The following is a 24,700-nucleotide window of genomic DNA, read 5'->3' as shown; positions in this document are numbered from 1 at the left end:
GCGGTTCACGATGCGACGGCCGGATCGTCGGCCAGCGACTTGCCGCGCGTTTCCGGCAGCACGAGGGCGGCGACGATCACGAGCAGATAGCCGCCGCCGGCGACGAATCCGATCGCCTTCACGAGCGACATCGACTGCGACAGCGAGCCGACGAGGATCGGAAAGAACGAGCCGAGCCCGCGGCCGAGGTTGTAGCAGAAGCCCTGGCCCGAGCCGCGGATCGCACCCGGATAGAGTTCGGACAGATACGCGCCGACGCCCGCGAAGATGCCCTGCACGACGATGCCAAGCGGAAAGCCGAGCGCGAGCATCGCGGTGTCGGTGATCGGCAGCATCGTATAGGCCATCCCGAGCGTGAAGGATCCGATCGCGAACAGGATGAACGATGCGCGGCGGCCGAGCCGGTCGGACAGGATCGCGCCGACCACGTAGCCGACGAACGATCCGACGATCAGCACGACCAGATAGCCGCTCGTGTTGAATACGGACAGGTGCCGGACGGTTTTCAGATAGGTGGGCAGCCAGGTCGTGATCGCGTAGTAGCCGCCGAGCATGCCGGTGCACAGTGCGCTGCCGAACAGCGTCGCGCGCAGATGCGGCGGCGAGAAGATCTCGAGGAAGTGGCCCGACACGCGGCCTTCGTCGCGTGCGCGGCGCGTGGCCGTGTAGATGTCGGGATCGCTGACGTTGCGGCGGATATACAAAATCCACAGCGCGGGTGCGATGCCGATCCAGAAGCACGCGCGCCACGCGACCTGTTCCGGCAGCAGCGCGAAGAAGGCCCAGTAGAGAATCGCGGCCGCGGCCCAGCCGAACGACCAGCTGCTCTGCACGGTGCCGACCGCCTTCGCGCGATGCTCGGGCGAGCGGATCGTTTCGGCCATCATGATCGTCACGACCGACCACTCGCCACCGAAGCCGAAGCCCTGCAGCGTACGCGTCGCGAGCAGCTGCCAGAACGAGTGCGTGAAGCCGGACAGGCACGTGAACAGCGCGAACGTCGCGATCGTCCACTGCAGCACGCGCACGCGACCGTAGCGGTCGGCGAGGATGCCGGCGACCCAGCCGCCGATCGCGGACGAGATCAGCGAGCTCGTCGCGATCATGCCGGCCTCGCTCTTCGTCATGCCCCAGGTCGCGATCAGCGTCGGAATCAGGAACGAGTAGATCATGAAGTCGAACGCGTCGACTGCATAGCCGCCGAAGCCCGCATACAGCGTGCGGCGCTCGCGCGACGACAGTTCTCGAAACCACTGGATTGCCTGCATGCCGCTGTCTCCCGTCCCGTTCGTCATCGTGGTGCCGTGTGGCGGCTATTGTACGGTCGGGATCGCGTGTGCCAAAAAGGCTGACGCGAGGCGGTGCGATCGGCGAGGCGGGAAGGCGGGATGCGACGCAAACCGTTGCGGTCGCAACGGTGCACGCGCACGTCAGAGCGTCAGGCCGCCGTCGACATGCACGACCTGACCGGTGATCTGTCGCGCCGCGTCGGAGAGCAGGAACGCGATCAGCGCGGCGACATCGTCGGGTTCGGCGATCCGGCCGAGCGGCGTCGCGTGCGCTGCGTGCGCCCACGCACCGGCGTTGTCGGCGCTCGGGCCGCGGTCCTTGCGCGTGAAGCCCGGCGCGACCGCGTTGACGGTGATCGCGCAAGCCGCGAATTCGGCGGCCGCGCTGCGTACCAGCGATTCGAGCGCGGCCTTCGCCGCCGCGGTCGCGGCGAACGGCGCGTCCGCGCGATAGCGGTGTGCGACGAACGAGCTGACCGCGACGATCCGCGCCGCGGCCGACGCTTCGAGCAGCGGCCGCGCACGCGATGCGAGCGCCGCGAATGCGCCCGGCATTGCCGCAAACGCGGACGCGAGCGCATCGGCGGACAGATCGGACACGGACTGCCGCGCCGCGAAGCCGGCGTTCGCGACCAGATGGTCGAGCCCGCCGAATTCCGTAGCGGCCGTATCGACGAGCCGGGCCGCGACGCCCGGATCGGCGAGATCGCCGGTCAGCGCGATGCATCGTGCGCCGGCGGCCGTGCACGCGTGCACGACGTCGGCGAGCCGCGTACGCGACGCGTCGTCCGCGCCGCGCGCGTGCAGCGCGAGCGCGACGCCCGGTGCGGCGAGCCGGCGCGCGAGCGCCGCGCCGATCCCCGAACCGGCGCCGGTGATCAGTGCGATGCGCGCCGCGCGCGCGCTCACGCGGCCACCTTGTCGCTGTCGTTCACGCGCTCGACGTTGATCGTACCGCCGTGGAACGCGGCCAGCGATTCGCGGTGCGCGATGCTGACGATCGCGGCCTTCGGCAGCCGCTCGGCGAACAGGCGATAGAGCCGCGCCTCGTTGTCGGCATCGAGCGCGCTCGTCGCTTCGTCGAGGAACAGGAAGTCGGGCTTGTGCAGCAGCACGCGCGCGCCGGCGAGACGCTGCTGTTCGCCGGGCGACAGCACGCGCGTCCAGTGCGCGGTTTCGTCGAGCCGGTCGACGTAGTCTTCGAGGTGGCATGCGCGCAGCGCGTCGCGGCACGCGTCGTCACCGAACGCATCGGGCGCCGACGGATAGGCGAGCGCCGCCTTCAGCGTGCCGATCGGCAGATAGCTCGATTGCGGGACGAACATCATGCGCGCGCCGACCGGTGCGTCGATCGCGCCGTCGCCGAACGGCCACAGCCCGGCGAGCGCGCGCATGAACGTGCTCTTGCCGGAGCCCGACTTGCCGACCACGAGCCAGCGCGAACCCGGCTCGATCGTCACGCTGCCGATGTTGGCGAGCGCGTTGCCGTTTGGCAGTGCGAGCTTCAGCGACGACGTCGACAGCTTCGCGGCATTCACATAGTGCAGGTTGATGCCGCCGTGCTCGGTCGCGGGCGACAGGCTTTCCTTCAGATGCGAGGTGCGCATCACGCGCTTGAATTCGCGCAGACGGTTGACGGTCGCGCGCCACTCGACCAGCGTGCGATAGCTGTTGAGGAACCACGAGAACGAATCGCTGACCGTGCCGAATGCGGACGAGATCTGCATCAGCACGCCGAGCGTGAAGGCGCCCGCGAAGTAGCGCGGCGCTGCGACGACGAACGGGAAGATGATCGCGATCTGTCCGTAGAACGCGTTCACGAACGTCAGGCGCTTCGTGTATTTCATGACGCGCCACCAGTTGTCGCGGATGCGCAGGAAGAGGCCCTGCGCATTGCGGTTTTCGGTGTCTTCGCCGTCGTAGAACGCGATCTGCTCGGCATTTTCGCGCACGCGGATCAGCCCGAAGCGGAAGTCCGCCTCGACGCGCTGCTGCTGGTAGTTGATCGACACGAGGGGCCGGCCGACCTTCTGGATCACGAGCGAGCCGACCACCGCGTAGAGCGCGGCGGCCCACACCATGTAGCCGGGGATCGAGACGGGCGTGGCGCCGAGCGACAGCGTCAGCGCGCCGCCGAGCGTCCAGAGGATCGTGATGAACGACGCGAGCGTGACGACCGTCGAGAGCAGATCGAGCGACAGCGACAGCGTGGTCGTCGCGAACGCCTGCAGGTCGTCGGCCACGCGCTGGTCGGGGTTGTCGGCGAGGCGGTCGCGTTCGATGCGGTAGAACGCGCGGTCGCCGAGCCATTCGCCGAGAAAGCGGTCGGTCAGCCACTGGCGCCAGCGGAAGCCGAGCATCTGCCGCAAGTACAGCCCGTACACCGCGAGGACGATGAAGCCGAACGCGAGCATCGAGAACTGCATCATCAGATGCGGGAAATCGTGCACGTTCTTGGTCTGCAGCGCGTTATAGAACTGCGCGTTCCACTTGTTCAGCTGGACGTTGATCCAGACGACGCAGAGATTGATCGCGATGATCGTGACGAGCAGCGCCCACGCGACTTTCCATTCGGACGACACCCAGTAGGGCTTGATGAGGCTCCATGCGGATACCGGGCGCTCGTCCTGCGGCGCGTCGGAGGCGGAGCGGACGGGATCGATCGATTGGGTCATGTGCTTCCTGATGAGTGGCCGGCGCACGGGCCGGGCGAAGCCGGGCGCGCGCCGCGAGACGGCATGCCGGGACGAGTGCTCGCCGACGGCGGGCGTCCGGATGGTGGCCCGCGCGTCTTAAACGGCACTTAAAGGCCGGCGGTGGCGCAACAACCGGCCGCTCGCGCGGCCGGCCTGCCGGGCATTGTGCCAGAGCGGCGCCGCGCGACGTCGATTTGCCGAACGGGGACAGTTTGCGACGTTTTCCGCTTTTATGGTCTAATGGCCGACGACGAAACAGGGGTGCTTCGTGCGCGGCCGACGGTGTTCCGGGCGGCGCGGCGAGGCTGAGAAAGACCCTTCGCACCCGATCCGGGTAATACCGGCGAGGGAAGTTTCTGATCCCGCCGGGCCGCGCTGGCTGCCATCCCATTGTCAGCGCCCGAGTCCCGCCCGGCCGGCCTTTGCTGCCGGTTTCGTCCTTTTGGGTACGCGCGCCGCGCGTTACGGAAGGAACCGATGACCGATCAATCTTCAGTTGTTTCAGTCTGTCGCGCGGGTTCGCGCGCCGCTTCGCCGCATGCGTCGGCGTGCGCCGGGCGCGCGCGGGCGGGCGGCGCGGAGGGCGCGCGATGAACGTTCACGATTCGCGGCCCGACTTCGCGATCCTCGGCGGCGGCCTCGTCGGCCGGCTGATCGCGTGGCGGCTCGCGGGCGACGGGCATCGCGTCGCGCTGTACGAGCGCGGCGGCCCGGACGGCGAGCGCTCGGCGGCGTGGATCGCGGCCGCGATGCTCGCGCCGCTCGCCGAAGCGGCCAGCGCCGAACTGCTGATCACCGAGCTCGGCGCCGCGTCGCTGGCGCGCTGGCCGCAGTGGCTCGCCGAACTGCCCGAACCGGTGTTCTTCCAGCAGCACGGCACGCTCGTCGTCTGGCATCACGCCGACCGCGCGGAAGCGCCGCTGTTCGAGCGCCGCGTGCGCGCGAATGCGCCGGCCGACCTGTTCGACGGTGGCTTCGTCACGCTCGCGGGTGCGCAAGTCGACGCGGCCGAGCCCGCGCTCGCGGGCCGTTTCGCACGCGGCCTGCTGCTGCCGCGCGAAGGTCAGCTCGACAACCGGCAGGCGCTGCGCGCGCTCGCCGCGGGGCTCGCCGAACGCGGCGTCGACACGCACTGGCACGCGGCGGTCGACGACGCCCACCTGCCGGCTGCGCATTTCACGATCGACTGCCGCGGGCTCGGCGCGAAACCGGCGCTGCCGGCGTTGCGCGGCATCCGCGGCGAAGTCGCGCGCGTGCATGCGCCGGGCATCGGGCTCACGCGTCCGGTGCGGCTGCTGCATCCGCGCTACCCGCTGTACATCGCGCCGAAGCAGGACGATCTCTATGTGATCGGCGCGACGGAAGTGGAGGGCGAGGACATGTCGCCCGTGAGCGTGCGTTCCGCGCTCGAGCTGCTGAGCGCCGCGTTCTCCGTGCATCCCGCATTCGGCGAGGCGCGCATCCTCGAGCTGAACGCGCAGTGCCGGCCGACGCTGCCCGATCATCGCCCGGCCGTGATCTGGGACGGCGCATCGACGCTGGCCGTCAACGGCCTGTACCGGCACGGCTTCATGATCGCGCCGGAAGTTGCGCACGCGGCCGTCGCGCTCGCGCAGGCCGCGCTCGACGGCACGCTGCGCGATCCCGACGCGTTCGCCGCATGGCGCGACGCGGCGCGCTGGCCGACGCTCCTTCATCACCGCGACGACGCGCGCCAGCCGGCCTGACGCACGCCGCCGCCCGATTCCGACGAAGCCTCATGGACATCCAGATCAACCAACAGACCCTGACGCTGCCCGACGGCGCGACGGTCGCCGACGCGCTGGCCGCGTACGGCGCGCGCCCGCCGTACGCGGTCGCGGTGAACGGCAACTTCGTCGCGCGCACGCAGCACGCGGCGCGCACGCTCGCGGCGGGCGACCGGCTCGACGTCGTGCACCCCGTCGCGGGCGGCTGAACGCCGCCGGTTCGTCCCGCTCTTCCAGGAAAACGACATGACGTCCCTCACCCCCGCCGACGCGCTGACGCTGTACGGCGAAACCTTCGCAAGCCGCGTGCTGCTCGGCACGTCGCGCTATCCGTCGCTGCAGTCGCTGTCCGATTCGATCGCCGCGTCGCGGCCGGGCATGGTCACGGTCGCGCTGCGCCGCCAGATGACGGGCGGCACGGCCGAAGCCGGCTTCTTCGATCTGCTGAAGCGCCATGCGGTGCCGTTGCTGCCGAACACGGCCGGCTGCCAGACCGTCGCCGAGGCCGTGACGACCGCGCACATGGCGCGCGAAGTATTCGAAACCGACTGGATCAAGCTCGAACTGATCGGCGACGACTACACGCTGCAGCCGGATCCGGTCGGGCTGATCGAGGCGGCCGCGCAACTGATCAAGGACGGCTTCAAGGTGCTGCCGTACTGCACCGAGGATCTGGTGATCGGCCGCCGCCTGCTCGACGTCGGCTGCGAGGCGCTGATGCCGTGGGGCGCGCCGATTGGCACCGGCAAGGGTGTCGTTAATCCGTACGGTCTGCGCGTGCTGCGCGAGCGGCTGCCCGACGTGCCGCTGATCGTCGACGCGGGGCTCGGCGTGCCGTCGCACGCCTGTCAGGTGATGGAGTGGGGCTTCGACGGCGTGCTGCTGAATACGGCCGTGTCGCAGGCGACGCACCCGGAAATCATGGCGCGCGCGTTCGCGCAGGGCGTCGAGGCCGGCCGCGCCGCCTATCTCGCCGGCCCGATGGACGCACGCGAGACCGCGCACGCGAGCACGCCGGTCGTCGGCATGCCGTTCTGGCATCAGGACGGAGGCGGCGCATGAGCGCGCGCTTTGCCGACGCCTTCTGGCCGCCCGCCGACGAGCTCGCCGAAGCGGCCGAACGCATCCGTGCGCGGCTCGGCGACTGGCCGCGCGCCGCTGCGCCGTGGCGGCTCTGCATGACCGCGCCCGACGCGCCGACCGACGGCGACGTGCTGATCGTGTCGCGCGGCGATCGCGCGGGGCAGGCGCGCGCATCGGCCGTGTCGCGGCCCGCATCGCCGAACGCCGTCGCGATCGAATTCGACGAGCGCGGCGCGGCGCTGCACGCGGCCGGCGCGCGCTACGCGCTCGATGCCGCGCATGCGCTCGCGGACGACTGGATCGCGGCGCTCGCCGCGTTTCTCGATTGCGGTTTCGCGCCGCTCGACGCGCTGGTGCTCGCGCTCGCGTGGCGCGACGGCGACGAGACGCGCGCCGACGACGCATGGCCCGTCGACGCCGCGCAGTTTCCGCGCGTCGCCGGGCTGCCGGCCGCCGCCGAGCCGGCATTCGCGCCATGCCCGGCGCGCCTGGGCCTCTATCCGGTCGTACCGGACGCCGAGTGGGTCGAACGCGTGCTCGACTGCGGCGTGCAGACGGTACAGCTGCGCGTGAAGGGCGCGGCGCCGGACGCGCTGCGCCGCGAAATCGCGCGCGCGGTCGCGGCGGGCCGCCGCTATCCGGATGCGCGCGTGTTCATCAACGATTACTGGCAGATCGCGGCAGATGAGGGCGCGTACGGCGTACATCTCGGTCAGGAAGATCTCGAAACCGCCGATCTCGCCGCGCTCGCACGCGCGGGGCTGCGGCTCGGGCTGTCGAGCCACGGCTATTACGAGATGCTGCGCGCACTGCACGAACGGCCGAGCTACCTCGCGCTCGGGCCCGTGTTCGCGACCGCGACCAAGGCCGTTGCGGCGCCGCCGCAGGGGCTCGCGCGGATTGCGTGCTACGCGCGCTTCGCCGGCTCGAGCGTGCCGCTCGTCGCGATCGGCGGCGTCGGGCTCGACGCCTTGCCGGCCGTGCTCGCGACCGGCGTCGGCAGCGTCGCGGTGGTCAGCGCGGTGACCGGCGCGGCCGATTACCGCGCGGCGATTACTGCGCTGCAGCGGTGCTTTGTGCCCCCTATTTGACAATCGTTGACCGCGCGGTCGGGAAAGGCGTCACGACATCATTCCGAGGCAGGCCCTATAATTCGGCGTTCTGCGTAAAAGGACTGTCCGCTCCGTGAGCCCCTCTCCTACCGAGACACTGCTGGAACTTCGCGACGTCGACTTTGGCTACGGCGACCGCCTCGTGCTGTCGAACCTGAACATGCGCTTCGGGCGCGGGCAGGTGGTCGCGGTGATGGGCGGGTCGGGTTGCGGCAAGACGACCGTGCTGCGCCTGATCGGCGGGCTCGTGCGCGCGCGTCGCGGCCAGGTGCTGTTCGACGGCGCCGACGTCGGCGCGCAGACGCGCGACGGCCTGTACGCGCTGCGCCGCAAGATGGGGATGCTGTTCCAGTTCGGCGCGCTGTTTACCGACATGTCGGTGTTCGACAACGTCGCGTTCGCGCTGCGCGAGCACACCGACCTGCCCGAAGAGCTGATCCGCGACCTCGTGCTGATGAAGCTGAACGCGGTGGGCCTGCGCGGCGCGCGCGACCTGATGCCGTCCGAGGTGTCGGGCGGCATGGCGCGCCGCATCGCGCTCGCGCGCGCGATCGCGCTCGATCCGCAACTGATCATGTACGACGAGCCGTTCGCGGGCCTCGACCCGATCTCGCTCGGCATCACCGCGAACCTGATCCGCACGCTGAACCAGGCGCTCGGCGCGACGTCGATCCTCGTCACGCACGACGTGCCGGAATCGTTCGCGATCGCCGACTACGTCTACTTCCTGGCCAACGGCGGCGTGCTCGCGCAGGGCACGCCCGACGAGCTGCGCGCCTCGACCGATCCGAGCGTGCGTCAGTTCATCGACGGCGCGCCGGACGGCCCGTTCAAATTTCATTACACGAGCCCGCCGCTGGCGGCGGATTTCGGGCTCGGCGGAGGACGCGCATGATCAGCGCGATCGGACGTTACGTCATCGGCGGCCTCGAACGCGCGGGCTACGGCACGCGGCTGTTCGTGCGCCTCGTGCTCGAATTCTTCCCGTTGCTGCGCCGGCCGCGGCTCGTCACGAAGCAGATCCACTTCCTCGGCAACTACTCGTTCGTGATCATCGCCGTGTCGGGGCTGTTCGTCGGCTTCGTGCTCGGGCTGCAGGGCTATTACACGCTGAACCGCTACGGCTCCGAGCAGGCACTCGGGCTGCTCGTCGCGCTGTCGCTCGTGCGCGAGCTCGGCCCGGTCGTCACGGCGCTGCTGTTCGCGGGGCGCGCGGGCACGTCGTTGACCGCCGAGATCGGGCTGATGAAGGCCGGCGAGCAGCTGACCGCGCTCGAAATGATGGCCGTCGATCCGATCAAGACGGTGATCGCGCCGCGTATGTGGGCCGGGATCATCACGATGCCGCTGCTTGCGGCGATCTTCAACGCGGTCGGCGTGCTCGGCGGCTATTTCGTCGGCGTCGTGCTGATCGGCGTCGACCCGGGCGCGTTCTGGTCGCAGATGCAGGGCGGCGTCGAAGTGTGGGCCGACGTCGGCAACGGCGTGCTGAAAAGCATCGTGTTCGGCTTCGCGGTGACCTTCATTGCACTGTTTCAAGGGTACGAGGCGAAGCCCACGCCCGAGGGCGTGTCGCGTGCGACGACCAAGACCGTCGTGTTCGCATCGCTTGCCGTACTCGGTCTCGATTTCCTGCTGACCGCGCTGATGTTCAGCTAAGCCTCAGCCAAGCCAAATTTTGGGATGACGATGAAAAAGACTGCTCTCGACTTCTGGGTCGGCCTGTTCGTGGTGGTGGGGTTCGTTGCGCTGCTGTTCCTTGCGCTGAAGGTCGGCAACATGAGCTCGCTGTCGTTTCAGCCGACGTATTCGGTGAGGATGAAGTTCGACAACATCGGCGGGCTGAAGCCGCGTGCGGCCGTGAAGAGCGCCGGTGTCGTGGTCGGCCGCGTGAAGTCGATCGGCTTCGATCCGAATACCTATCAGGCGGTCGTGACGGTCGATCTCGACAGCCAGTATCCGTTTCCGAAGGATTCGTCCGCGAAGATCCTGACGTCGGGCCTGCTCGGCGAGCAATATATCGGACTCGATCCGGGCGGCGACACCGAGATGCTGAAGTCGGGCGACACGATCGCGATGACGCAGTCGGCGATCGTGCTCGAAAACCTGATCGGGCAATTCCTGTACAGCAAGGCGGCCGACGCGGGCGGCTCGAAGCCGGCTGCAGGCGCAGCGGGGGCGCCCGGCGCGCCGGCCGCACCGGCTCCCGTGCCGGTGCCGGCGTCGGCGGTCGCGGGTTCGGCCGCACAATAAACACACAAGAGAACAAAGAGGGTAACCAACATGCAGACGATCCGGATCAGGCACGCCGCGCTCGCGGCTGTGGCCGTCGCCGCGTTGAGCGGCTGCGCGACCGTGCAGACGCCGACCAAGGGCGATCCGCTCGAAGGCTTCAACCGCACGATGTACAAGTTCAACGACACCGTCGACACGTACGCGCTGAAGCCGGTCGCGAAGGGCTATCAGTACGTGGTGCCGCAGCCGGTGCGCGACAGCGTGACGAACTTCTTCTCGAACATCGGGGACGTCTATATCGCGGCGAACAACCTCGTGCAGCTGCGCATCGCGGACGGCGTCGGCGACCTGATGCGCGTCGTGATCAACACGGTATTCGGCGTCGGCGGCCTGTTCGACGTCGCGACGATCGCGAAGCTGCCGAAGCACACGGCCGATTTCGGGATCACGATGGGCCGCTACGGCGTGCCGTCGGGCCCGTACCTCGTGCTGCCGCTGCTCGGCCCGAGCACGCTGCGCGATGCGGCCGGCCTGGGCGTCGACTACGTCGGCAATCCGCTCACCTACGTGAAGCCGGACAGCGTGAGCTGGGGGCTGTACGGCGTGAACCTCGTCAACACGCGCGCGAACCTGCTCGGCGCGGGCGACGTGCTCGATGCCGCGGCGCTCGACAAGTATTCGTTCGTGCGCAACGCCTATCTGCAGCGCCGCCAGATGCTGATCAACAACGCACGCGGCGAGGCCGGCGCGCCGGCGTCGAACGACGCGCTGCCGCAGTACGAGCTGCCGGACGACACGGCGGCCCCGGCGGCAGCCGGCGCAGCAGGCAGCGCGGGTGCCGCGGCGGTCGGCGGCGCGGCCGCGCCCGCGGGCGCATCGGCTGCCGAGCCGGCCTCCGGCGCAGCCGCGCCGAACCCGGCCAGCGCAACGACGGTGCCGCCGATGCAGGTGACGCCGCCGGCGCCCGGCGGTCTGCGCCTGCCGAGCTTCCGGCTGCACTGACCGGCTTACAATCGTTACAGCCGGAAACGATTCAGTCGGTAGCGCACGCGAACTTGCGCGTAAGCTACGGGCTCCAACCTTCGCATCGACTCACTCATGCAGGTCACTATGATGAAAAAACTGTTCCTGATCCCCGTTTTCGCGGCGCTGTTCTCGTTCGGCAGCGCAGCCCACGCGCAAGTCGACCAGTCGAACCCGCAGGCGCTGATCAAGACGGCGACGCAGCAGGTCCTCGATGAAGTGAAGCAGCAGACGATCAAGCCGGGCGACACGAATCGCATCATCTCGATCGTCAACAAGGACATCCTGCCGTACACCGATTTCCGCCGTACCACGCAGCTCGCGATGGGCCGCAACTGGCGCACGGCGACGCCCGAGCAGCAGCAGCAGGTGCAGGAGCAGTTCAAGCTGCTGCTGATCCGCACCTACTCGGGCGCGCTCGCGCAGCTGAAGCCGGACCAGCAGATCCAGTACCCGCCGTTCCGTGCCGATCCGGCCGATACCGACGTCGTCGTGCGTACGGTCGCGATGAACAACGGCCAGCCGGTGCAGATCGACTACCGTCTGTACAAGACGGCGAACGGCTGGAAGGTGTATGACCTGAACGTGCTGGGCGCCTGGCTGATCCAGACGTATCAACAGCAGTTCAACGAGAAGATCCAGCAAAGCGGCGTCGACGGCCTGATCAAGTTCCTGACGCAGCGCAACCAGGAGCTTGCCGCCGGCAAGCAGGCATCGTGAGCGGCTTCGAAGCCGGCCCGTCGCTGACCGTCGCGAGCGCGAAGACCGCGCTCGCGGCCGGTCTCGCACACGTCGCCGCGGGCGCCACCGCGGTCGATTGCGCATCGCTCGCGCAGTTCGATTCGTCCGCGCTCGCGGTGCTGCTCGCATGGCAGCGCGCCGCGAAAGCGCGCGGCGCCACCCTCGACATCCTCCATCTCCCGCCGAAGCTCGCCAGCCTCGCGCGCGCCTATGGCGTCGACGCCCTGATCGACGGCAACGCGCGACATTGACGCTGTCCGACCGGAGCCTGCCGCGCCGCCCGGCGCGCGCATGCTCGACGCGGCGCGCCCGCCGCATCGGCTTCGCCAGCCGGTTTGCCCTATAATCAAGCGTTTTGCGGGGCTGCCAATCGGCGTCCGTCCCCCATTTTCTTTCGCAGCAAGCACAGAATAGGCGTCGCGGCCGATGCGCCGCGCACAGTCATGTCAGCCATAGAAATCCGTCACGTCAAGAAGCGCTACAAGTCGCTTCAGGCGCTCAAGGGCGTCAGCCTGTCGGTCGAGGAGGGCGAGTTCTTCGGTCTGCTCGGCCCCAACGGCGCCGGCAAGACCACGCTCATCAGCATCCTCGCCGGGCTCGCCCGGGCCGACGAAGGCAGCATCTCGGTGCGCGGCCACGACGTCGTCAAGGACTTCCGCGGCGCGCGTCTTGCGCTCGGCGTCGTCCCGCAGGAGCTCGTGTTCGATCCGTTCTTCACCGTGCGCGAGACGCTGCGGATCCAGTCCGGCTATTTCGGGCTGCGCCGCAACGACGACTGGATCGACGAAGTGATGGCGAACCTCGACCTGACCGAAAAGGCCGACGCGAACATGCGTGCACTGTCGGGCGGCATGAAGCGCCGCGTGCTGGTCGCGCAGGCACTCGTGCACCGGCCGCCGGTGATCGTGCTCGACGAGCCGACGGCCGGCGTCGATGTCGAGCTGCGCCAGACGCTTTGGAAATTCATCTCGCGGCTGAACCGCGAAGGTCACACGATCGTGCTGACGACGCACTATCTCGAGGAAGCGCAGTCGCTCTGCGACCGCATCGCGATGCTGCGGCGCGGCGAGGTGGTCGCGCTCGATCGCACCGACGCGCTGCTGCGGCGCTTCGCGGGATTGCAGCTGTATCTGCGCTTTGCGACCGGCGCGCTGCCGGCCGAGCTGCGCGGGCTCGAGACCGATCCGGCCGCGCGCGCGCCGCGCGAGCATCTGCTGAGGCTGTCGAGCTACGACGATGTGGAACGGATTCTCGCGCAGTGCCGCGCGGCCGGCTGCACGTTCGACGAGATCGAGGTCCGCAAGGCCGACCTCGAGGATGTGTTCGTTCAGGTGATGAACGGCGGCGAGGTGATCGAGGGACTGGCATGAAACAACAACCGACGCAGCCGCTGCGCGCACTGCCCGCCGATGCGGCGGCCCGGCAGGTCGCCGGAAGCGGCTTTCGCACGCTGTTCTACAAGGAGCTGCTGCGCTTCTGGAAGGTATCGTTCCAGACGGTCCTGGCGCCCGTCGTCACCGCGCTGCTGTATCTGACGATCTTCGGCCACGCGCTGTCGGGCCGCGTCGAAGTGTATCCAGGCGTCGAGTACGTGAGCTTTCTCGTGCCGGGCCTCGTGATGATGAGCGTGCTGCAGAACGCGTTCGCGAACAGCTCGTCGTCGCTGATCCAGTCGAAGATCACCGGCAACCTCGTGTTCGTGCTGCTGCCGCCGCTGTCGTACCGCGACATCTTCGGCGCGTACGTGCTCGCGTCGGTGGTGCGCGGGCTGACGGTCGGCGCGGGCGTGTTCGTCGTGACGATCTGGTTCATCCCCATGCATTTCGCGGCGCCGCTGTTCATCGTCGCGTTCGCGCTGCTCGGCTCCGCGATCCTCGGCACGCTCGGGCTGATCGCCGGCATCTGGGCCGAGAAGTTCGACCAGCTCGCCGCGTTCCAGAACTTCCTGATCATGCCGCTGACGTTCCTGTCCGGCGTGTTCTATTCGACGCACTCGCTGCCGCCCGTGTGGCGCGAGGTCTCGCGTCTGAATCCGTTTTTCTACATGATCGACGGCTTCCGCTACGGGTTCTTCGGCGCGTCCGACATCCACCCGTTCACGAGCCTCGCGATCGTCGCCGGTTTCTTCGTGCTGCTCGCGATGTTCGCGATGCGGCTGCTCGCGACCGGCTACAAGCTGCGTCATTGATATCGAATGGCAGCGGCCGCCGCAGGCGGCGCGCGCCGACAGGAGCCTTTCATGTTGCCGACTCCCGAACAGGTCAAGCAATACATCGCAGGCGGGCTCGCCTGCACGCATCTGGAAGTCGAAGGTGACGGCCAGCATTTCTTCGCGACGATCGTGTCGCCGGCCTTCGAAGGCAAGCGGCCGATCCAGCGCCATCAGCTCGTGTATGCGGCGCTCGGCGACCGCATGAAGCAGGAAATCCACGCGCTCAGCATGAAGACGCTGACGCCCGCCGAATGGCAGAACGCATAACCGGAAAAACTGAGTGCAAGTCACCGTCAACGAGCGCGACGCCGTGCAGAGCGTCGCGACGGCACACCCGGCCGCCAACGGGGAAACGCAGGGGCAGGGGATGGACAAGCTCGTGATCGAAGGCGGCCGCCGGCTCGCGGGCGAGATCGTCGTGTCGGGCGCGAAGAATGCGGCGCTGCCGATTCTGTGCGCGGGGCTGCTGAGCGCCGAGCCTGTGCACCTCGACAACGTGCCGAATCTGCAGGACGTACGCACCACGCTGAAGGTGCTCGGCCAGATGGGCGTGAAGAGCGAGACCGACGGCTGCCGTGTGCAGCTCGACGCGTCGCGCGTCGACAACCTCGTCGCGCCGTACGAGCTCGTGAAGACGATGCGCGCGTCGATCCTCGTGCTCGGCCCGCTGCTCGCGCGCTTCGGCGAGGCGAAGGTATCGCTGCCCGGCGGCTGCGCGATCGGTGCGCGGCCCGTCGACCAGCACATCAAGGGGCTGCAGGCGATGGGCGCCGAGATCAGCATCGAGCACGGCTTCATCGAGGCGCGCGCGAAGCGCCTGAAGGGCGCGCGCATCGTGACCGACATGATTACGGTGACGGGCACCGAAAACCTGCTGATGGCCGCCACGCTCGCCGACGGCGAGACCGTGATCGAAAACGCGGCGCGCGAACCGGAAGTGAGCGATCTCGCACACTTGCTGGTCGCGATGGGCGCGAAAATCGACGGCATCGGCACCGACCGCCTCGTGATCCAGGGCGTCGAGCGCCTGCACGGCGCGCACCACGCGGTGATTCCGGACCGCATCGAGGCCGGCACGTTCCTGTGCGCGGTCGCGGCGGCGGGCGGCGACGTGACGCTGACCGGCGTGCGTCCGCACATCCTCGACGCGGTGATCGACAAGCTCCGTGAAGCCGGCGTGACGGTCGAGGAAGGCGATCGCTGGCTACGCGTGAAGATGGATCGCCGGCCGAACGCGGTGACGATCCGCACGTCCGAATACCCGGCGTTTCCGACCGACATGCAGGCACAGTTCATGGCGCTCAATTCGGTGGCGACCGGCACCGCGCAGGTCGTCGAAACGATCTTCGAGAACCGCTTCATGCACGTGCAGGAGCTGAACCGCCTCGGTGCGAACATCACGGTCGACGGCAACACGGCGCTCGTGACGGGCGTCGACAAGCTGTCGGGCGCGAACGTGATGGCGACCGATCTGCGCGCTTCCGCGAGCCTCGTGATCGCCGGGCTGCGCGCCGAAGGCGAGACGCGCGTCGACCGCATCTATCACCTCGATCGCGGCTACGACCGCATGGAAGCCAAACTGACCGCCGTCGGCGCGAATGTGCGCCGCGTCTCCGGGAGCCAAGCATGAGCGCGCCGCTGACCCTCGCCCTGTCGAAGGGCCGCATTTTCGAGGAAACCCTGCCGCTGCTGGCCGCAGCCGGCGTGCAGGTTGCCGAGGATCCGGAAACGTCGCGCAAGCTGATCCTGCCGACGACCGATCCGAACCTGCGCGTGATCATCGTGCGCGCGAGCGACGTGCCGACCTACGTCGAATACGGCGCGGCCGATTTCGGCGTGGCCGGCAAGGACGTGCTCGTCGAGCACGGCGGCTCGGGGCTGTATCAGCCGATCGATCTGAACATTGCGCGCTGCCGGATGTCGGTCGCGGTGCCGGCCGGCTTCGATTACGCGAACGCGGTGCGCCAGGGCGCGCGGCTGCGCGTCGCGACGAAGTACGTCGAAACGGCGCGCGAACACTTCGCCGCGAAGGGCGTGCACGTCGACCTGATCAAGCTGTACGGCTCGATGGAGCTCGCGCCGCTCGTCGGGCTCGCGGACGCGATCGTCGATCTGGTCAGCTCGGGCGGCACGCTGAAGGCGAACAATCTGGTCGAGGTCGAGGAGATCATGGCGATCTCGTCGCGTCTCGTCGTGAACCAGGCTGCGCTGAAGTTGAAGCGCGCGGCGCTCAAGCCGTTCCTCGACGCGTTCGAACGCGCGTCGCAGAATGGCGTATGAGCGCATCACCGTAACGGAACTCCCATGTCCATCACCATCCGCAAACTCGATTCGACGAGCGAAGGCTTCGACGCCGCGCTGCGTGCGGTGCTCGCGTTCGAAGCGAGCGAAGATGAGGCGATCGAGCGCTCGGTCGCGCAGATCCTCGCCGACGTGAAGTCGCGCGGCGACGCCGCGGTGCTCGAGTACACGAACCGCTTCGACCGGCTGAACGCGGACAGCGTCGCCGCGCTCGAACTGCCGCAGGACGCGCTGCAGGCCGCGCTGGACGGCCTCGAGCCGAAGGCGCGCGCCGCGCTGGAAGCGGCCGCCGCGCGCGTGCGCGGGTACCACGAGAAGCAGAAGATCGAATGCGGCACGCATAGCTGGCAGTACACGGAAAGCGACGGCACGGTGCTCGGCCAGAAGATCACGCCGCTCGATCGCGTCGGCCTCTACGTGCCGGGCGGCAAGGCCGCGTATCCGTCGTCGGTGCTGATGAACGCGATTCCCGCGCGCGTCGCGGGCGTCGGCGAGATCGTGATGGTGGTCCCGACCCCGGATGGCGTGAAGAACGACCTCGTGCTCGCCGCCGCGCTGCTCGGCGGCGTCGACCGCGTGTTCACGATCGGCGGCGCGCAGGCCGTCGGGGCGCTCGCGTACGGCACCGCGACCGTGCCGGCCGTCGACAAGATCTGCGGGCCCGGCAATGCGTACGTCGCGTCGGCGAAGCGCCGCGTGTTCGGCACGGTCGGCATCGACATGATCGCCGGCCCGTCGGAGATCCTCGTGCTGTGCGACGGCACGACCGATCCGAGCTGGGTCGCGATGGACCTGTTCTCGCAGGCCGAGCACGACGAACTCGCGCAGTCGATCCTGCTCTGCCCGGACGCGTCGTTCATCGAGCGCGTCGAGAAGGCGATCGCCGAGCTGCTGCCGTCGATGCCGCGCCAGGACGTGATCCGCGCGTCGCTCGAAGGGCGCGGCGCGCTGATCAAGGTGCGCGACATGACGGAAGCATGCCGGATCGCCAACGACATCGCGCCCGAGCACCTCGAGATTTCCGCGCTCGAGCCGCAGCAATGGAGCCAGCAGATCCGCCATGCGGGCGCGATCTTCCTCGGCCGCTACACGAGCGAGAGCCTCGGCGACTACTGCGCGGGGCCGAACCACGTGCTGCCGACGTCGCGCACGGCGCGCTTCTCGTCGCCGCTCGGCGTGTACGACTTCATCAAGCGCTCGAGCCTGATCGAGGTCAGCGCGGAAGGCGCGCATACGCTCGGCGAAATCGCGGCCGAACTCGCGTACGGCGAGGGCCTGCAGGCGCACGCGAAGAGCGCCGAGTTCCGGATGAAGGGGTGACCGGCCGCCGGAACCGCGTTCCGGCGCCGCGCAGGAGACGAGCGCAGGGCGGCAGCCGCCGCCTTGCCGACCATTTGACGCCGGCGCGATGCACGCCGGCTTGCCTACCATGACGACGCCACAAGACATCATCCGCCGCGACGTGCTCGCCATGACGAGCTATCCGGTGCCGGACGCGAGCGGGTTCGTGAAGCTCGACGCGATGGAGAACCCGTACCCGCTGCCCGAGCCGCTCGCCACGGCGCTCGGCGAACGGCTCGCGCGGGTCGCGCTGAACCGCTATCCGGCGCCTCGCCCGGCCGCGCTGCTCGACAAGCTGCGCCATGCGATGGGCGTGCCCGGCACGTGCGACGTGCTGCTCGGCAACGGTTCCGACGAAATCATCAGCATGATCTCGGTCGCGTGCGCGAAACCGGGCGCGAAGGTGCTCGCGCCCGTGCCCGGCTTCGTGATGTACGAACTGTCCGCGCGATTCGCGCAGCTCGACTTCGTCGGCGTGCCGCTGAAGGCCGACCTGACGCTCGACGTCGATGCGATGCTCGCGGCGATCGCCGAGCATCGGCCGGCCATCGTGTATCTCGCGTATCCGAACAACCCGACCGGCACGCTGTACGACGATGCCGACATCGAGCGCATCCTGCGCGCGGCGACGCACAGCCTGATCGTGATCGACGAGGCGTACCAGCCGTTCGCGCAGCACAGCTGGCTGCCGCGCGCGGGCGAGTTCGACAACGTCGTCGTGATGCGCACGGTGTCGAAGCTCGGCCTCGCGGGGATCCGGCTCGGCTACCTGGTCGGCCGGCCTGCATGGCTGAACGAATTCGACAAGGTGCGCCCGCCGTACAACATCAACGTGCTGACGCAGGCAACCGCCGATTTCCTGCTCGACCATCTCGACGTGCTCGACGCGCAGGCGGCCGAATTGCGCGCCGAACGCGTGCGGCTCGCGCAGGCGGTGGCCGCGCTGCCGGGCGCGACGGTGTTCCCGAGCGCCGGCAATTTCCTGCTGGTGCGCGTGCCCGACGCGGCTGCCGTGTTCGACGCGCTGCTCACCGAGCGGGTGCTCGTCAAAAACGTGAGTAAAATGCATCCGTTGCTGGCCGAATGCGTGCGGCTGACCGTCGGTTCTCCCGACGAAAACGCGCGCCTGCTGGCTGCCCTGAAACTCGCGCTGCCCGATTGACGCCACGGCGCGGCGGCGCGCGACGATCAATCCCCATTTACATCAGACTCATTCAAGGAATTGCCATGCGTGTGGCGGAAGTCGTTCGCAATACCAGCGAAACGCAGATCCGTGTGAAGCTCGATCTCGACGGCACCGGCCGGCAGAAGCTGGCCACCGGCGTGCCGTTTCTCGACCATATGCTCGACCAGATCGCGCGACACGGTCTGGTCGACCTCGAGGTCGAAGCGCATGGCGACACGCATATCGACGATCACCACACGGTCGAGGACGTCGGCATCACGCTCGGCCAAGCCGTCGCGAAGGCGATCGGCGACAAGAAGGGCATCCGCCGCTACGGCCACGCGTACGTGCCGCTCGACGAAGCGCTGTCGCGCGTCGTGATCGATTTCTCGGGCCGTCCCGGCCTCGAATTCCACGTGCCGTTCACGCGTGCGCGGATCGGCACGTTCGACGTCGATCTGTCGATCGAATTCTTCCGCGGTTTCGTGAACCATGCAGGCGTCACGCTGCATATCGACAACCTGCGCGGCATCAACGCGCACCATCAGCTCGAGACGGTGTTCAAGGCGTTCGGCCGCGCGCTGCGCGCGGCGGTCGAACTGGACGAGCGCGCGGCCGGGCAGATTCCGTCGACCAAGGGCAGCCTCTGAACTGACGACCGGACGGACGGCAAGGACAAGCTCACGGCTTCGGCGCAACGCGCCGGCTTGCGATGGATCTGCTCAAATCGTTCATTTCGCTGCTCGCGCTGATCAATCCGGTCGGCGCGGTGCCGTTCTTCCTGAGCCTGACTGCACAGCAGAACGAAGCGGAACGGCGCCGCACGATCCGGATCGCGTCGGTATCGGTGTTCTGCATGATGACGGTGACGGTGCTGCTCGGGCAGCAGATCATCCGCTTCTTCGGGATTTCGGTCGGCTCGCTTGAAGTCGGCGGCGGGATCATCATGTTGCTGATGGCGATCAGCATGCTGAACGCGCAGATCGGCAACACGCGCTCGACGCCCGAGGAACGCGACGAGGCCGAACTGAAGGACAACATCGCGGTGGTGCCGCTCGCGATCCCGCTGCTCACGGGCCCCGGCTCGATCAGCACCGCGATCGTGTATGCGGCGAATGCGCATCACTGGTATGAGCGGGCCGGGCTCGTCGCGATCGGCGCGATTCTGGCCCTGCTGTGTTTCGTTGCGATGCGGCTCGCGGAGCCGATCGCGAACTGGATCGGCCGTACCGGCATCAACATCGCCACGCGGCTGATGGGTCTGATGCTGTCGGCGCTGGCGGTGGAATTCATCGTCAATGGACTGAGGGCGCTACTGCCTGCACTGAGATGAAAACTTCGATTGCGATTGTGGATTATGGGATGGGCAACCTGCGCTCGGTCGCGCAGGCGCTCAAGAAGGCCGAGCCGGCCGCCGACGTGGCGATCGTCGATACGCCGGCCGCGATTCGCGCGGCCGACCGCGTCGTGCTGCCGGGCCAGGGCGCGATGCCGGACTGCATGCGCTGCCTCGGCGAGTCGGGCCTGCAGGAGGCCGTCGTCGAAGCGTCGCGCACGAAGCCGCTGCTCGGCGTGTGCGTCGGCGAGCAGATGCTGTTCGACTGGAGCGCGGAAGGCGACACGAAGGGGCTCGGGCTGCTGCCCGGCAAGGTCGTGCGCTTCGAACTCGACGGCCGGCTGCAGGACGACGGCTCGCGCTTCAAGGTTCCGCAGATGGGCTGGAACCGCGTGCGCCAGTCGCGCGCACACGCGCTGTGGGACGGCGTGCCCGACGATGCGTATTTCTATTTCGTGCACAGCTATTACGTGACGCCGGACGATCCGGCGCATACGGTCGGCGAAACGGCGTACGGCGCGCCGTTTACGTCCGCGGTCGCGCGCGACAACATCTTCGCGACCCAATTCCACCCGGAAAAAAGTGCGGAGGTCGGGTTGCGTCTGTATCGCAACTTCGTACACTGGAAACCGTAAACGTGGTGCGCGAGCCACAGTCGACGGGCCGGAAACGCCCGTCGTACGGGGCTCGCGCGCGTAGGCGCCGAAAGAGTTGTACTAAACTAGCGAGACGGCGCGGCACCGGTTTGGCCGGTACGCGCCGGATTCTTTTCTTTTTCCACGACGACACCCGATTGCTATGCTGCTGATTCCGGCCATCGATCTCAAAGACGGTCAGTGTGTGCGCCTCAAACAGGGCGATATGGACCAGGCCACGATTTTCTCCGAGGACCCGGCGGCGATGGCCCGCAAGTGGGTCGATCTCGGCGCCCGGCGGCTGCATCTCGTCGACCTGAACGGCGCATTCGCCGGCAAGCCGAAGAATCTCGATGCGATTGAAGCGATCCTCGACGAAGTCGGCGATGAAATCCCGGTGCAGCTCGGCGGCGGCATTCGCAGCCTCGAGACGATCGAGAAGTATCTCGACGCGGGCCTGTCGTACGTGATCATCGGCACGGCGGCCGTGAAGGACCCGGGCTTTCTGCGCGACGCATGCACGGCGTTCCAGGGCAACATCATCGTCGGCCTCGACGCGAAGGACGGCAAGGTCGCGACCGACGGCTGGAGCAAGCTGACCGGCCACGAAGTGATCGACCTCGCGCAGAAGTTCGAGGATTACGGTGTCGAATCGATCGTCTACACCGACATCGGCCGCGACGGAATGCTGCAGGGCATCAACATCGACGCGACCGTGAAGCTCGCGCAGGCGGTCGGCATCCCGGTGATCGCGAGCGGCGGCCTGTCGAACCTCGAAGACATCGACAAGCTCTGCGAAGTGGAAGAAGAAGGTGTCGAAGGTGTGATCTGCGGTCGCGCGATCTACTCCGGCGATCTCGATTTCGCGGCCGCGCAACGGCGTGCCGATGAACTGAACGGCGAGCTCGACGACGCCTGAGCGCGTTCTTCGCTTTCGCCGGGGCCGCCTGCGGGCGGCCCGACCGGGCGTCTCGTGCGAGACGTCCGCAACCGGCCGCCCGACCGGCCGTAACCGGCCGTCCCCGTCGCGGCATTTGGCGCAACATCATGGCTCTAGCTAAACGCATCATCCCCTGCCTGGACGTGACTGCCGGGCGTGTCGTCAAGGGCGTAAACTTCGTCGAACTGCGCGATGCGGGCGACCCCGTCGAGATCGCCCGCCGCTACGACGAGCAGGGCGCCGACGAACTGACGTTCCTCGACATCACCGCGACGTCCGACCAGCGCGACCTGATCTTGCCGATCATCGAGGCCGTCGCGTCGCAGGTCTTCATCCCGCTGACGGTCGGCGGCGGCGTGCGCGCCGTCGAGGACGTGCGGCGCCTGCTCAACGCGGGCGCGGACAAGGTCAGCATGAATTCGTCGGCAGTCGCGAATCCGCAGCTCGTGCGCGACGCGGCCGACAAGTACGGTTCGCAGTGCATCGTCGTCGCGATCGACGCGAAGCGCGTGTCGGCCGACGGCGAGCCACCGCGCTGGGAAGTGTTCACGCACGGCGGCCGCAAGGGCACGGGCCTCGACGCGATCGAATGGGCGCGCAAGATGGCCGAGTTCGGCGCGGGCGAGATCCTGCTCACGAGCATGGACCGCGACGGCACGAAGTCGGGCTTCGACCTCGCGCTCACGCGCGGTGTGTCCGACGCGGTGCCGGTGCCGGTGATCGCATCGGGCGGCGTCGGCTCGCTGCAGCATCTGGCCGACGGCATCAAGGACGGCCGTGCGGATGCGGTGCTCGCCGCGAGCATCTTCCACTACGGCGAGCACACGGTCGGCGAAGCGAAGCGCTTCATGGCCGAGCAGGGCATCCCGGTGAGGCTGTGATGAATACCGAAACGAAACCGCTGCCCACGTGGCTCGACAAGGTCCGCTGGGACGACAACGGCCTCGTGCCCGTGATCGCACAGGAAGCGTCGACGAACGACGTGCTGATGTTCGCGTGGATGAACCGCGAAGCACTGGCGAAGACGATCGAGACGCGGCGCGCGGTCTATTATTCGCGCTCGCGCAAGCGCCTGTGGTTCAAGGGCGAGGAGTCGGGCCACGTGCAGCACGTGCACGAGGTGCGGCTCGACTGCGACGAAGACGTCGTACTGCTGAAGGTCGAGCAGGTGTCGGGCATCGCATGCCACACCGGCCGGCATTCGTGCTTTTTCCAGAAATTCGAAGGCACTGTCGACGCAGGCGACTGGGTCGCGGTCGATCCGGTGCTGAAAGACCCCGAACATATCTACAAATGACGCAATCGACCGAAGACACGCTGCTGCGCCTCGCCGGCGTGATCGACAGCCGCAAGGGCGGCGATCCCGAACAATCGTACGTATCGCGCCTGTTCCACAAGGGCGACGACGCAGTGCTGAAGAAGATCGGCGAAGAGGCGACCGAAGTCGTGCTGGCCGCGAAGGACGTGCGCCAGGGCGGCGCGCCGTCCGCGCTGGTCGGCGAGGTCGCCGATCTCTGGTTCCATTGCCTCGTGATGCTGTCGCATTTCGATCTGAGCCCGGCCGACGTGATCGCCGAGCTCGAGCGGCGCGAAGGGCTGTCGGGGATCGAGGAGAAGGCGCTGCGCAAGCGCCGCGAGCGCGAGGCAAACGGCGGCTGACGTGCTGCGGCCCGCGCCGATGGCGGTCGTGCGGTAAGCTGTAAGAATTGTCATCTGACGGGGGTAGCATCATGACCGATACGCCGAGCCAGTTTCCGCCGCCGGCGGTGTCCGCCGCGGCGGAGGCCGAACGCCTGAAGGGGCTGCGCACGCTCACGCATGTGCTGTATGCGCTGTACGCGATCCATTGGCTGACCGGCGGAATCACGGGCATCATCGCGATCATCATCAACTACGTGAAGCGCGGCGACGTGGCCGGCACGGCGTACGCCGATCACTTCGAGTGGCAGATCCGCACGTTCTGGCGCGCGCTGATCGCCTACGTGATCGGATTCGCGCTCGCGTTCGTGGCGGTCGGGTTCGCGGTGATGTTTGTCACGTGGATTTGGACGCTGTACCGTATCATCAAGGGTTGGCTGTACCTGAACGACAACAAGGCGCTCGATCCGCAGGCCTGGTTCTGACGGGCCGCGTGCGGGCACCAGCAGGAGCAACATGAGTCACGATCCGAATTGCCTGTTCTGCAAGATCGCGGCAGGCGAAATCCCGAGCACGAAAGTGCACGAGGACGACGAATTCGTCGCGTTCCGCGACATCCGCCCGGCGGCCGACACGCACGTGCTCGTGATCCCGCGTCGCCATCTGCCGACGCTGTCGGCGGCGACCGACGACGACGCGCCGATGCTCGGCCGGCTGATGGTGCTCGTCGCGCGGCTTGCCGACCAACTGGGCGTCGCGTATACGGGTGGCGAAACGGGTTTCCGCACCGTGATCAACACGGGCCCCGGCGGCGGGCAGGAGGTTTACCATCTGCACGCGCACATCCTGGCCGGCCCGCGTCCGTGGCAGCGGATGGGTTGACGGCGCGGGGCATTTTCCGCATTGACAGTCGAAGCCGGCGCGTCGCCGGCGATTTGCGCCGCACGCGGCGTGGTTGAGGAGAGGTTTCATCATGGGTGGATTGAGCATTTGGCACTGGCTGATCGTGCTGCTGATCGTCGCGCTGGTTTTCGGCACGAAGAAGCTGCGCAACATCGGCAACGATCTCGGCAGCGCGGTGAAGGGCTTCAAGGACGGCATGAAGGACGGCGATGCGCCGGCCGACGCGCAGCAACTGCCGCGCTCGGGCACGGTGGACGTGAACGCGAAGGAAGCGACGCGTTCCGATTCGAACAAGGCGTAAC

Annotated in this window: 30 protein-coding genes and 1 riboswitch; of the genes, 27 read left to right on the top strand and 3 right to left on the bottom strand. The window is 67.9% G+C overall.

Annotated elements, in window-relative coordinates:
• Positions 1–5 precede the first annotated feature (5 nt).
• The 3 genes from BCR55_RS06115 to BCR55_RS06105 form a co-directional block, all read right to left on the bottom strand.
• Positions 6–1,268 (bottom strand): MFS transporter, encoded by a 1,263-nt coding sequence (locus BCR55_RS06115; RefSeq protein WP_006400603.1) that lies wholly within the window; start codon positions 1,266–1,268, stop codon positions 6–8.
• A 162-nt stretch (positions 1,269–1,430) separates the two neighbouring features.
• Positions 1,431–2,198: an SDR family NAD(P)-dependent oxidoreductase gene (locus tag BCR55_RS06110; protein WP_065494341.1), complete on the bottom strand. Its 768-nt coding sequence runs from the start codon at positions 2,196–2,198 to the stop codon at positions 1,431–1,433.
• The gene (locus BCR55_RS06105; protein ID WP_059937861.1) at positions 2,195–3,964 is read right to left on the bottom strand and encodes an ABC transporter ATP-binding protein/permease; all 1,770 of its coding nucleotides are present in this window, start codon (positions 3,962–3,964) and stop codon (positions 2,195–2,197) included. The genes BCR55_RS06110 and BCR55_RS06105 overlap by 4 nt, the downstream gene beginning before the upstream one ends.
• Before the next feature lie 268 nt (positions 3,965–4,232).
• A riboswitch (TPP riboswitch) is annotated at positions 4,233–4,354 on the top strand.
• A 221-nt stretch (positions 4,355–4,575) separates the two neighbouring features.
• Between BCR55_RS06105 and BCR55_RS06100 the strand changes: the two genes are divergently transcribed.
• From BCR55_RS06100 to tatA, 27 genes are all read left to right on the top strand, one after another.
• On the top strand, positions 4,576–5,712 hold the full coding sequence (locus tag BCR55_RS06100; RefSeq protein WP_053296763.1) for an FAD-dependent oxidoreductase: 1,137 nt from the start codon (positions 4,576–4,578) through the stop codon (positions 5,710–5,712).
• A 32-nt stretch (positions 5,713–5,744) separates the two neighbouring features.
• A complete protein-coding gene (gene thiS / locus BCR55_RS06095; protein WP_006400598.1) occupies positions 5,745–5,942 on the top strand; it encodes a sulfur carrier protein ThiS in 198 nt (65 codons plus the stop codon).
• A gap of 37 nt (positions 5,943–5,979) precedes the next feature.
• Positions 5,980–6,795, top strand: coding sequence for a thiazole synthase (locus tag BCR55_RS06090; RefSeq protein ID WP_006400597.1), 816 nt, complete (start codon positions 5,980–5,982; stop codon positions 6,793–6,795).
• Complete coding sequence (gene thiE / locus BCR55_RS06085; protein ID WP_065494340.1) at positions 6,792–7,907, top strand: thiamine phosphate synthase; 1,116 nt, start codon at positions 6,792–6,794, stop codon at positions 7,905–7,907. Before BCR55_RS06090 ends, thiE begins: the two co-directional genes overlap by 4 nt.
• Positions 7,908–8,001: 94 nt before the next feature.
• Positions 8,002–8,823, top strand: a complete 822-nt coding sequence (locus tag BCR55_RS06080; protein ID WP_006400595.1) for an ABC transporter ATP-binding protein — start codon at positions 8,002–8,004, stop codon at positions 8,821–8,823.
• Entirely contained in the window at positions 8,820–9,587 is a 768-nt protein-coding gene (gene mlaE, locus BCR55_RS06075; protein WP_006400594.1) for a lipid asymmetry maintenance ABC transporter permease subunit MlaE, read from the top strand. The genes BCR55_RS06080 and mlaE overlap by 4 nt, the downstream gene beginning before the upstream one ends.
• Before the next feature lie 24 nt (positions 9,588–9,611).
• Positions 9,612–10,181, top strand: a complete 570-nt coding sequence (gene mlaD / locus BCR55_RS06070) for an outer membrane lipid asymmetry maintenance protein MlaD (protein ID WP_006400593.1) — start codon at positions 9,612–9,614, stop codon at positions 10,179–10,181.
• A gap of 30 nt (positions 10,182–10,211) precedes the next feature.
• Positions 10,212–11,165 carry a VacJ family lipoprotein gene (locus tag BCR55_RS06065; protein WP_006406985.1) on the top strand — a complete coding sequence of 318 codons (954 nt, stop codon included), beginning with the start codon at positions 10,212–10,214 and terminating at the stop codon, positions 11,163–11,165.
• 111 nt (positions 11,166–11,276) lie between these two features.
• Positions 11,277–11,906, top strand: coding sequence for a phospholipid-binding protein MlaC (locus BCR55_RS06060; RefSeq protein WP_012467727.1), 630 nt, complete (start codon positions 11,277–11,279; stop codon positions 11,904–11,906).
• Positions 11,903–12,178 (top strand): lipid asymmetry maintenance protein MlaB, encoded by a 276-nt coding sequence (locus tag BCR55_RS06055; RefSeq protein WP_006400590.1) that lies wholly within the window; start codon positions 11,903–11,905, stop codon positions 12,176–12,178. The genes BCR55_RS06060 and BCR55_RS06055 overlap by 4 nt, the downstream gene beginning before the upstream one ends.
• 192 nt (positions 12,179–12,370) lie before the next feature.
• On the top strand, positions 12,371–13,297 hold the full coding sequence (locus tag BCR55_RS06050; protein WP_006406984.1) for an ABC transporter ATP-binding protein: 927 nt from the start codon (positions 12,371–12,373) through the stop codon (positions 13,295–13,297).
• The gene (locus tag BCR55_RS06045; protein ID WP_006400588.1) at positions 13,294–14,115 is read left to right on the top strand and encodes an ABC transporter permease; all 822 of its coding nucleotides are present in this window, start codon (positions 13,294–13,296) and stop codon (positions 14,113–14,115) included. Before BCR55_RS06050 ends, BCR55_RS06045 begins: the two co-directional genes overlap by 4 nt.
• Before the next feature lie 51 nt (positions 14,116–14,166).
• Positions 14,167–14,406, top strand: coding sequence for a BolA family protein (locus tag BCR55_RS06040; RefSeq protein ID WP_006406983.1), 240 nt, complete (start codon positions 14,167–14,169; stop codon positions 14,404–14,406).
• A gap of 13 nt (positions 14,407–14,419) precedes the next feature.
• The gene (gene murA, locus BCR55_RS06035) at positions 14,420–15,769 is read left to right on the top strand and encodes a UDP-N-acetylglucosamine 1-carboxyvinyltransferase (protein WP_006400586.1); all 1,350 of its coding nucleotides are present in this window, start codon (positions 14,420–14,422) and stop codon (positions 15,767–15,769) included.
• Entirely contained in the window at positions 15,766–16,419 is a 654-nt protein-coding gene (hisG, locus tag BCR55_RS06030) for an ATP phosphoribosyltransferase (protein WP_006406982.1), read from the top strand. The genes murA and hisG overlap by 4 nt, the downstream gene beginning before the upstream one ends.
• Before the next feature lie 24 nt (positions 16,420–16,443).
• The gene (gene hisD / locus BCR55_RS06025) at positions 16,444–17,760 is read left to right on the top strand and encodes a histidinol dehydrogenase (protein WP_006400584.1); all 1,317 of its coding nucleotides are present in this window, start codon (positions 16,444–16,446) and stop codon (positions 17,758–17,760) included.
• 109 nt (positions 17,761–17,869) lie between these two features.
• On the top strand, positions 17,870–18,943 hold the full coding sequence (gene hisC / locus BCR55_RS06020) for a histidinol-phosphate transaminase (protein WP_065494339.1): 1,074 nt from the start codon (positions 17,870–17,872) through the stop codon (positions 18,941–18,943).
• A 65-nt stretch (positions 18,944–19,008) separates the two neighbouring features.
• Positions 19,009–19,596 carry an imidazoleglycerol-phosphate dehydratase HisB gene (hisB, locus tag BCR55_RS06015; protein ID WP_006400582.1) on the top strand — a complete coding sequence of 196 codons (588 nt, stop codon included), beginning with the start codon at positions 19,009–19,011 and terminating at the stop codon, positions 19,594–19,596.
• 62 nt (positions 19,597–19,658) lie between these two features.
• Positions 19,659–20,279, top strand: a complete 621-nt coding sequence (locus BCR55_RS06010) for a YchE family NAAT transporter (RefSeq protein WP_065494338.1) — start codon at positions 19,659–19,661, stop codon at positions 20,277–20,279.
• Positions 20,276–20,917: an imidazole glycerol phosphate synthase subunit HisH gene (hisH, locus tag BCR55_RS06005; RefSeq protein WP_006406980.1), complete on the top strand. Its 642-nt coding sequence runs from the start codon at positions 20,276–20,278 to the stop codon at positions 20,915–20,917. Before BCR55_RS06010 ends, hisH begins: the two co-directional genes overlap by 4 nt.
• A 163-nt stretch (positions 20,918–21,080) precedes the next feature.
• Positions 21,081–21,836 carry a 1-(5-phosphoribosyl)-5-[(5-phosphoribosylamino)methylideneamino]imidazole-4-carboxamide isomerase gene (gene hisA / locus BCR55_RS06000; protein ID WP_006400579.1) on the top strand — a complete coding sequence of 252 codons (756 nt, stop codon included), beginning with the start codon at positions 21,081–21,083 and terminating at the stop codon, positions 21,834–21,836.
• Positions 21,837–21,964: 128 nt separating this feature from the next.
• Positions 21,965–22,738, top strand: coding sequence for an imidazole glycerol phosphate synthase subunit HisF (gene hisF, locus BCR55_RS05995; protein WP_006406979.1), 774 nt, complete (start codon positions 21,965–21,967; stop codon positions 22,736–22,738).
• Positions 22,738–23,154 (top strand): phosphoribosyl-AMP cyclohydrolase, encoded by a 417-nt coding sequence (hisI, locus tag BCR55_RS05990; RefSeq protein WP_065494337.1) that lies wholly within the window; start codon positions 22,738–22,740, stop codon positions 23,152–23,154. The genes hisF and hisI overlap by 1 nt, the downstream gene beginning before the upstream one ends.
• Entirely contained in the window at positions 23,151–23,516 is a 366-nt protein-coding gene (locus BCR55_RS05985; RefSeq protein WP_006400576.1) for a phosphoribosyl-ATP diphosphatase, read from the top strand. Before hisI ends, BCR55_RS05985 begins: the two co-directional genes overlap by 4 nt.
• Positions 23,517–23,587: 71 nt before the next feature.
• A complete protein-coding gene (locus BCR55_RS05980) occupies positions 23,588–23,980 on the top strand; it encodes a hypothetical protein (protein ID WP_059937852.1) in 393 nt (130 codons plus the stop codon).
• A 31-nt stretch (positions 23,981–24,011) separates the two neighbouring features.
• Positions 24,012–24,377 (top strand): histidine triad nucleotide-binding protein, encoded by a 366-nt coding sequence (locus BCR55_RS05975; RefSeq protein ID WP_006400574.1) that lies wholly within the window; start codon positions 24,012–24,014, stop codon positions 24,375–24,377.
• Positions 24,378–24,468: 91 nt separating this feature from the next.
• Positions 24,469–24,699 (top strand): Sec-independent protein translocase subunit TatA, encoded by a 231-nt coding sequence (gene tatA, locus BCR55_RS05970; RefSeq protein ID WP_006400573.1) that lies wholly within the window; start codon positions 24,469–24,471, stop codon positions 24,697–24,699.
• Position 24,700: the final 1 nt, after the last annotated feature.

It is taken from the genome of Burkholderia sp. CCA53 (assembly GCF_001685525.1).
GTDB lineage: Bacteria > Pseudomonadota > Gammaproteobacteria > Burkholderiales > Burkholderiaceae > Burkholderia > Burkholderia multivorans.
This window is presented reverse-complemented; position numbering and strand designations above follow the sequence as displayed.

What these genes read in the sequence shown, in the direction of transcription:
- mlaD (WP_006400593.1), top strand. Translation starts at nt 9,612, where the DNA reads ATGACGATGAAAAAGACTGCTCTCGACTTCTGGGTCGGCCTGTTCGTG.
- tatA (WP_006400573.1), top strand. Translation starts at nt 24,469, where the DNA reads ATGGGTGGATTGAGCATTTGGCACTGGCTGATCGTGCTGCTGATCGTC.
- BCR55_RS05975 (WP_006400574.1), top strand. Translation starts at nt 24,012, where the DNA reads ATGAGTCACGATCCGAATTGCCTGTTCTGCAAGATCGCGGCAGGCGAA.
- hisF (WP_006406979.1), top strand. Translation starts at nt 21,965, where the DNA reads ATGGCTCTAGCTAAACGCATCATCCCCTGCCTGGACGTGACTGCCGGG.
- BCR55_RS06090 (WP_006400597.1), top strand. Translation starts at nt 5,980, where the DNA reads ATGACGTCCCTCACCCCCGCCGACGCGCTGACGCTGTACGGCGAAACC.
- hisC (WP_065494339.1), top strand. Translation starts at nt 17,870, where the DNA reads ATGACGACGCCACAAGACATCATCCGCCGCGACGTGCTCGCCATGACG.
- BCR55_RS05980 (WP_059937852.1), top strand. Translation starts at nt 23,588, where the DNA reads ATGACCGATACGCCGAGCCAGTTTCCGCCGCCGGCGGTGTCCGCCGCG.
- mlaE (WP_006400594.1), top strand. Translation starts at nt 8,820, where the DNA reads ATGATCAGCGCGATCGGACGTTACGTCATCGGCGGCCTCGAACGCGCG.
- hisB (WP_006400582.1), top strand. Translation starts at nt 19,009, where the DNA reads ATGCGTGTGGCGGAAGTCGTTCGCAATACCAGCGAAACGCAGATCCGT.
- BCR55_RS06060 (WP_012467727.1), top strand. Translation starts at nt 11,277, where the DNA reads ATGAAAAAACTGTTCCTGATCCCCGTTTTCGCGGCGCTGTTCTCGTTC.
- BCR55_RS05985 (WP_006400576.1), top strand. Translation starts at nt 23,151, where the DNA reads ATGACGCAATCGACCGAAGACACGCTGCTGCGCCTCGCCGGCGTGATC.
- thiE (WP_065494340.1), top strand. Translation starts at nt 6,792, where the DNA reads ATGAGCGCGCGCTTTGCCGACGCCTTCTGGCCGCCCGCCGACGAGCTC.
- hisD (WP_006400584.1), top strand. Translation starts at nt 16,444, where the DNA reads ATGTCCATCACCATCCGCAAACTCGATTCGACGAGCGAAGGCTTCGAC.
- hisH (WP_006406980.1), top strand. Translation starts at nt 20,276, where the DNA reads ATGAAAACTTCGATTGCGATTGTGGATTATGGGATGGGCAACCTGCGC.
- BCR55_RS06050 (WP_006406984.1), top strand. Translation starts at nt 12,371, where the DNA reads ATGTCAGCCATAGAAATCCGTCACGTCAAGAAGCGCTACAAGTCGCTT.
- BCR55_RS06045 (WP_006400588.1), top strand. Translation starts at nt 13,294, where the DNA reads ATGAAACAACAACCGACGCAGCCGCTGCGCGCACTGCCCGCCGATGCG.
- BCR55_RS06040 (WP_006406983.1), top strand. Translation starts at nt 14,167, where the DNA reads ATGTTGCCGACTCCCGAACAGGTCAAGCAATACATCGCAGGCGGGCTC.
- hisG (WP_006406982.1), top strand. Translation starts at nt 15,766, where the DNA reads ATGAGCGCGCCGCTGACCCTCGCCCTGTCGAAGGGCCGCATTTTCGAG.
- BCR55_RS06115 (WP_006400603.1), bottom strand. Translation starts at nt 1,268, where the DNA reads ATGCAGGCAATCCAGTGGTTTCGAGAACTGTCGTCGCGCGAGCGCCGC.
- hisA (WP_006400579.1), top strand. Translation starts at nt 21,081, where the DNA reads ATGCTGCTGATTCCGGCCATCGATCTCAAAGACGGTCAGTGTGTGCGC.
- BCR55_RS06010 (WP_065494338.1), top strand. Translation starts at nt 19,659, where the DNA reads ATGGATCTGCTCAAATCGTTCATTTCGCTGCTCGCGCTGATCAATCCG.
- BCR55_RS06105 (WP_059937861.1), bottom strand. Translation starts at nt 3,964, where the DNA reads ATGACCCAATCGATCGATCCCGTCCGCTCCGCCTCCGACGCGCCGCAG.
- hisI (WP_065494337.1), top strand. Translation starts at nt 22,738, where the DNA reads ATGAATACCGAAACGAAACCGCTGCCCACGTGGCTCGACAAGGTCCGC.
- BCR55_RS06065 (WP_006406985.1), top strand. Translation starts at nt 10,212, where the DNA reads ATGCAGACGATCCGGATCAGGCACGCCGCGCTCGCGGCTGTGGCCGTC.
- thiS (WP_006400598.1), top strand. Translation starts at nt 5,745, where the DNA reads ATGGACATCCAGATCAACCAACAGACCCTGACGCTGCCCGACGGCGCG.
- BCR55_RS06100 (WP_053296763.1), top strand. Translation starts at nt 4,576, where the DNA reads ATGAACGTTCACGATTCGCGGCCCGACTTCGCGATCCTCGGCGGCGGC.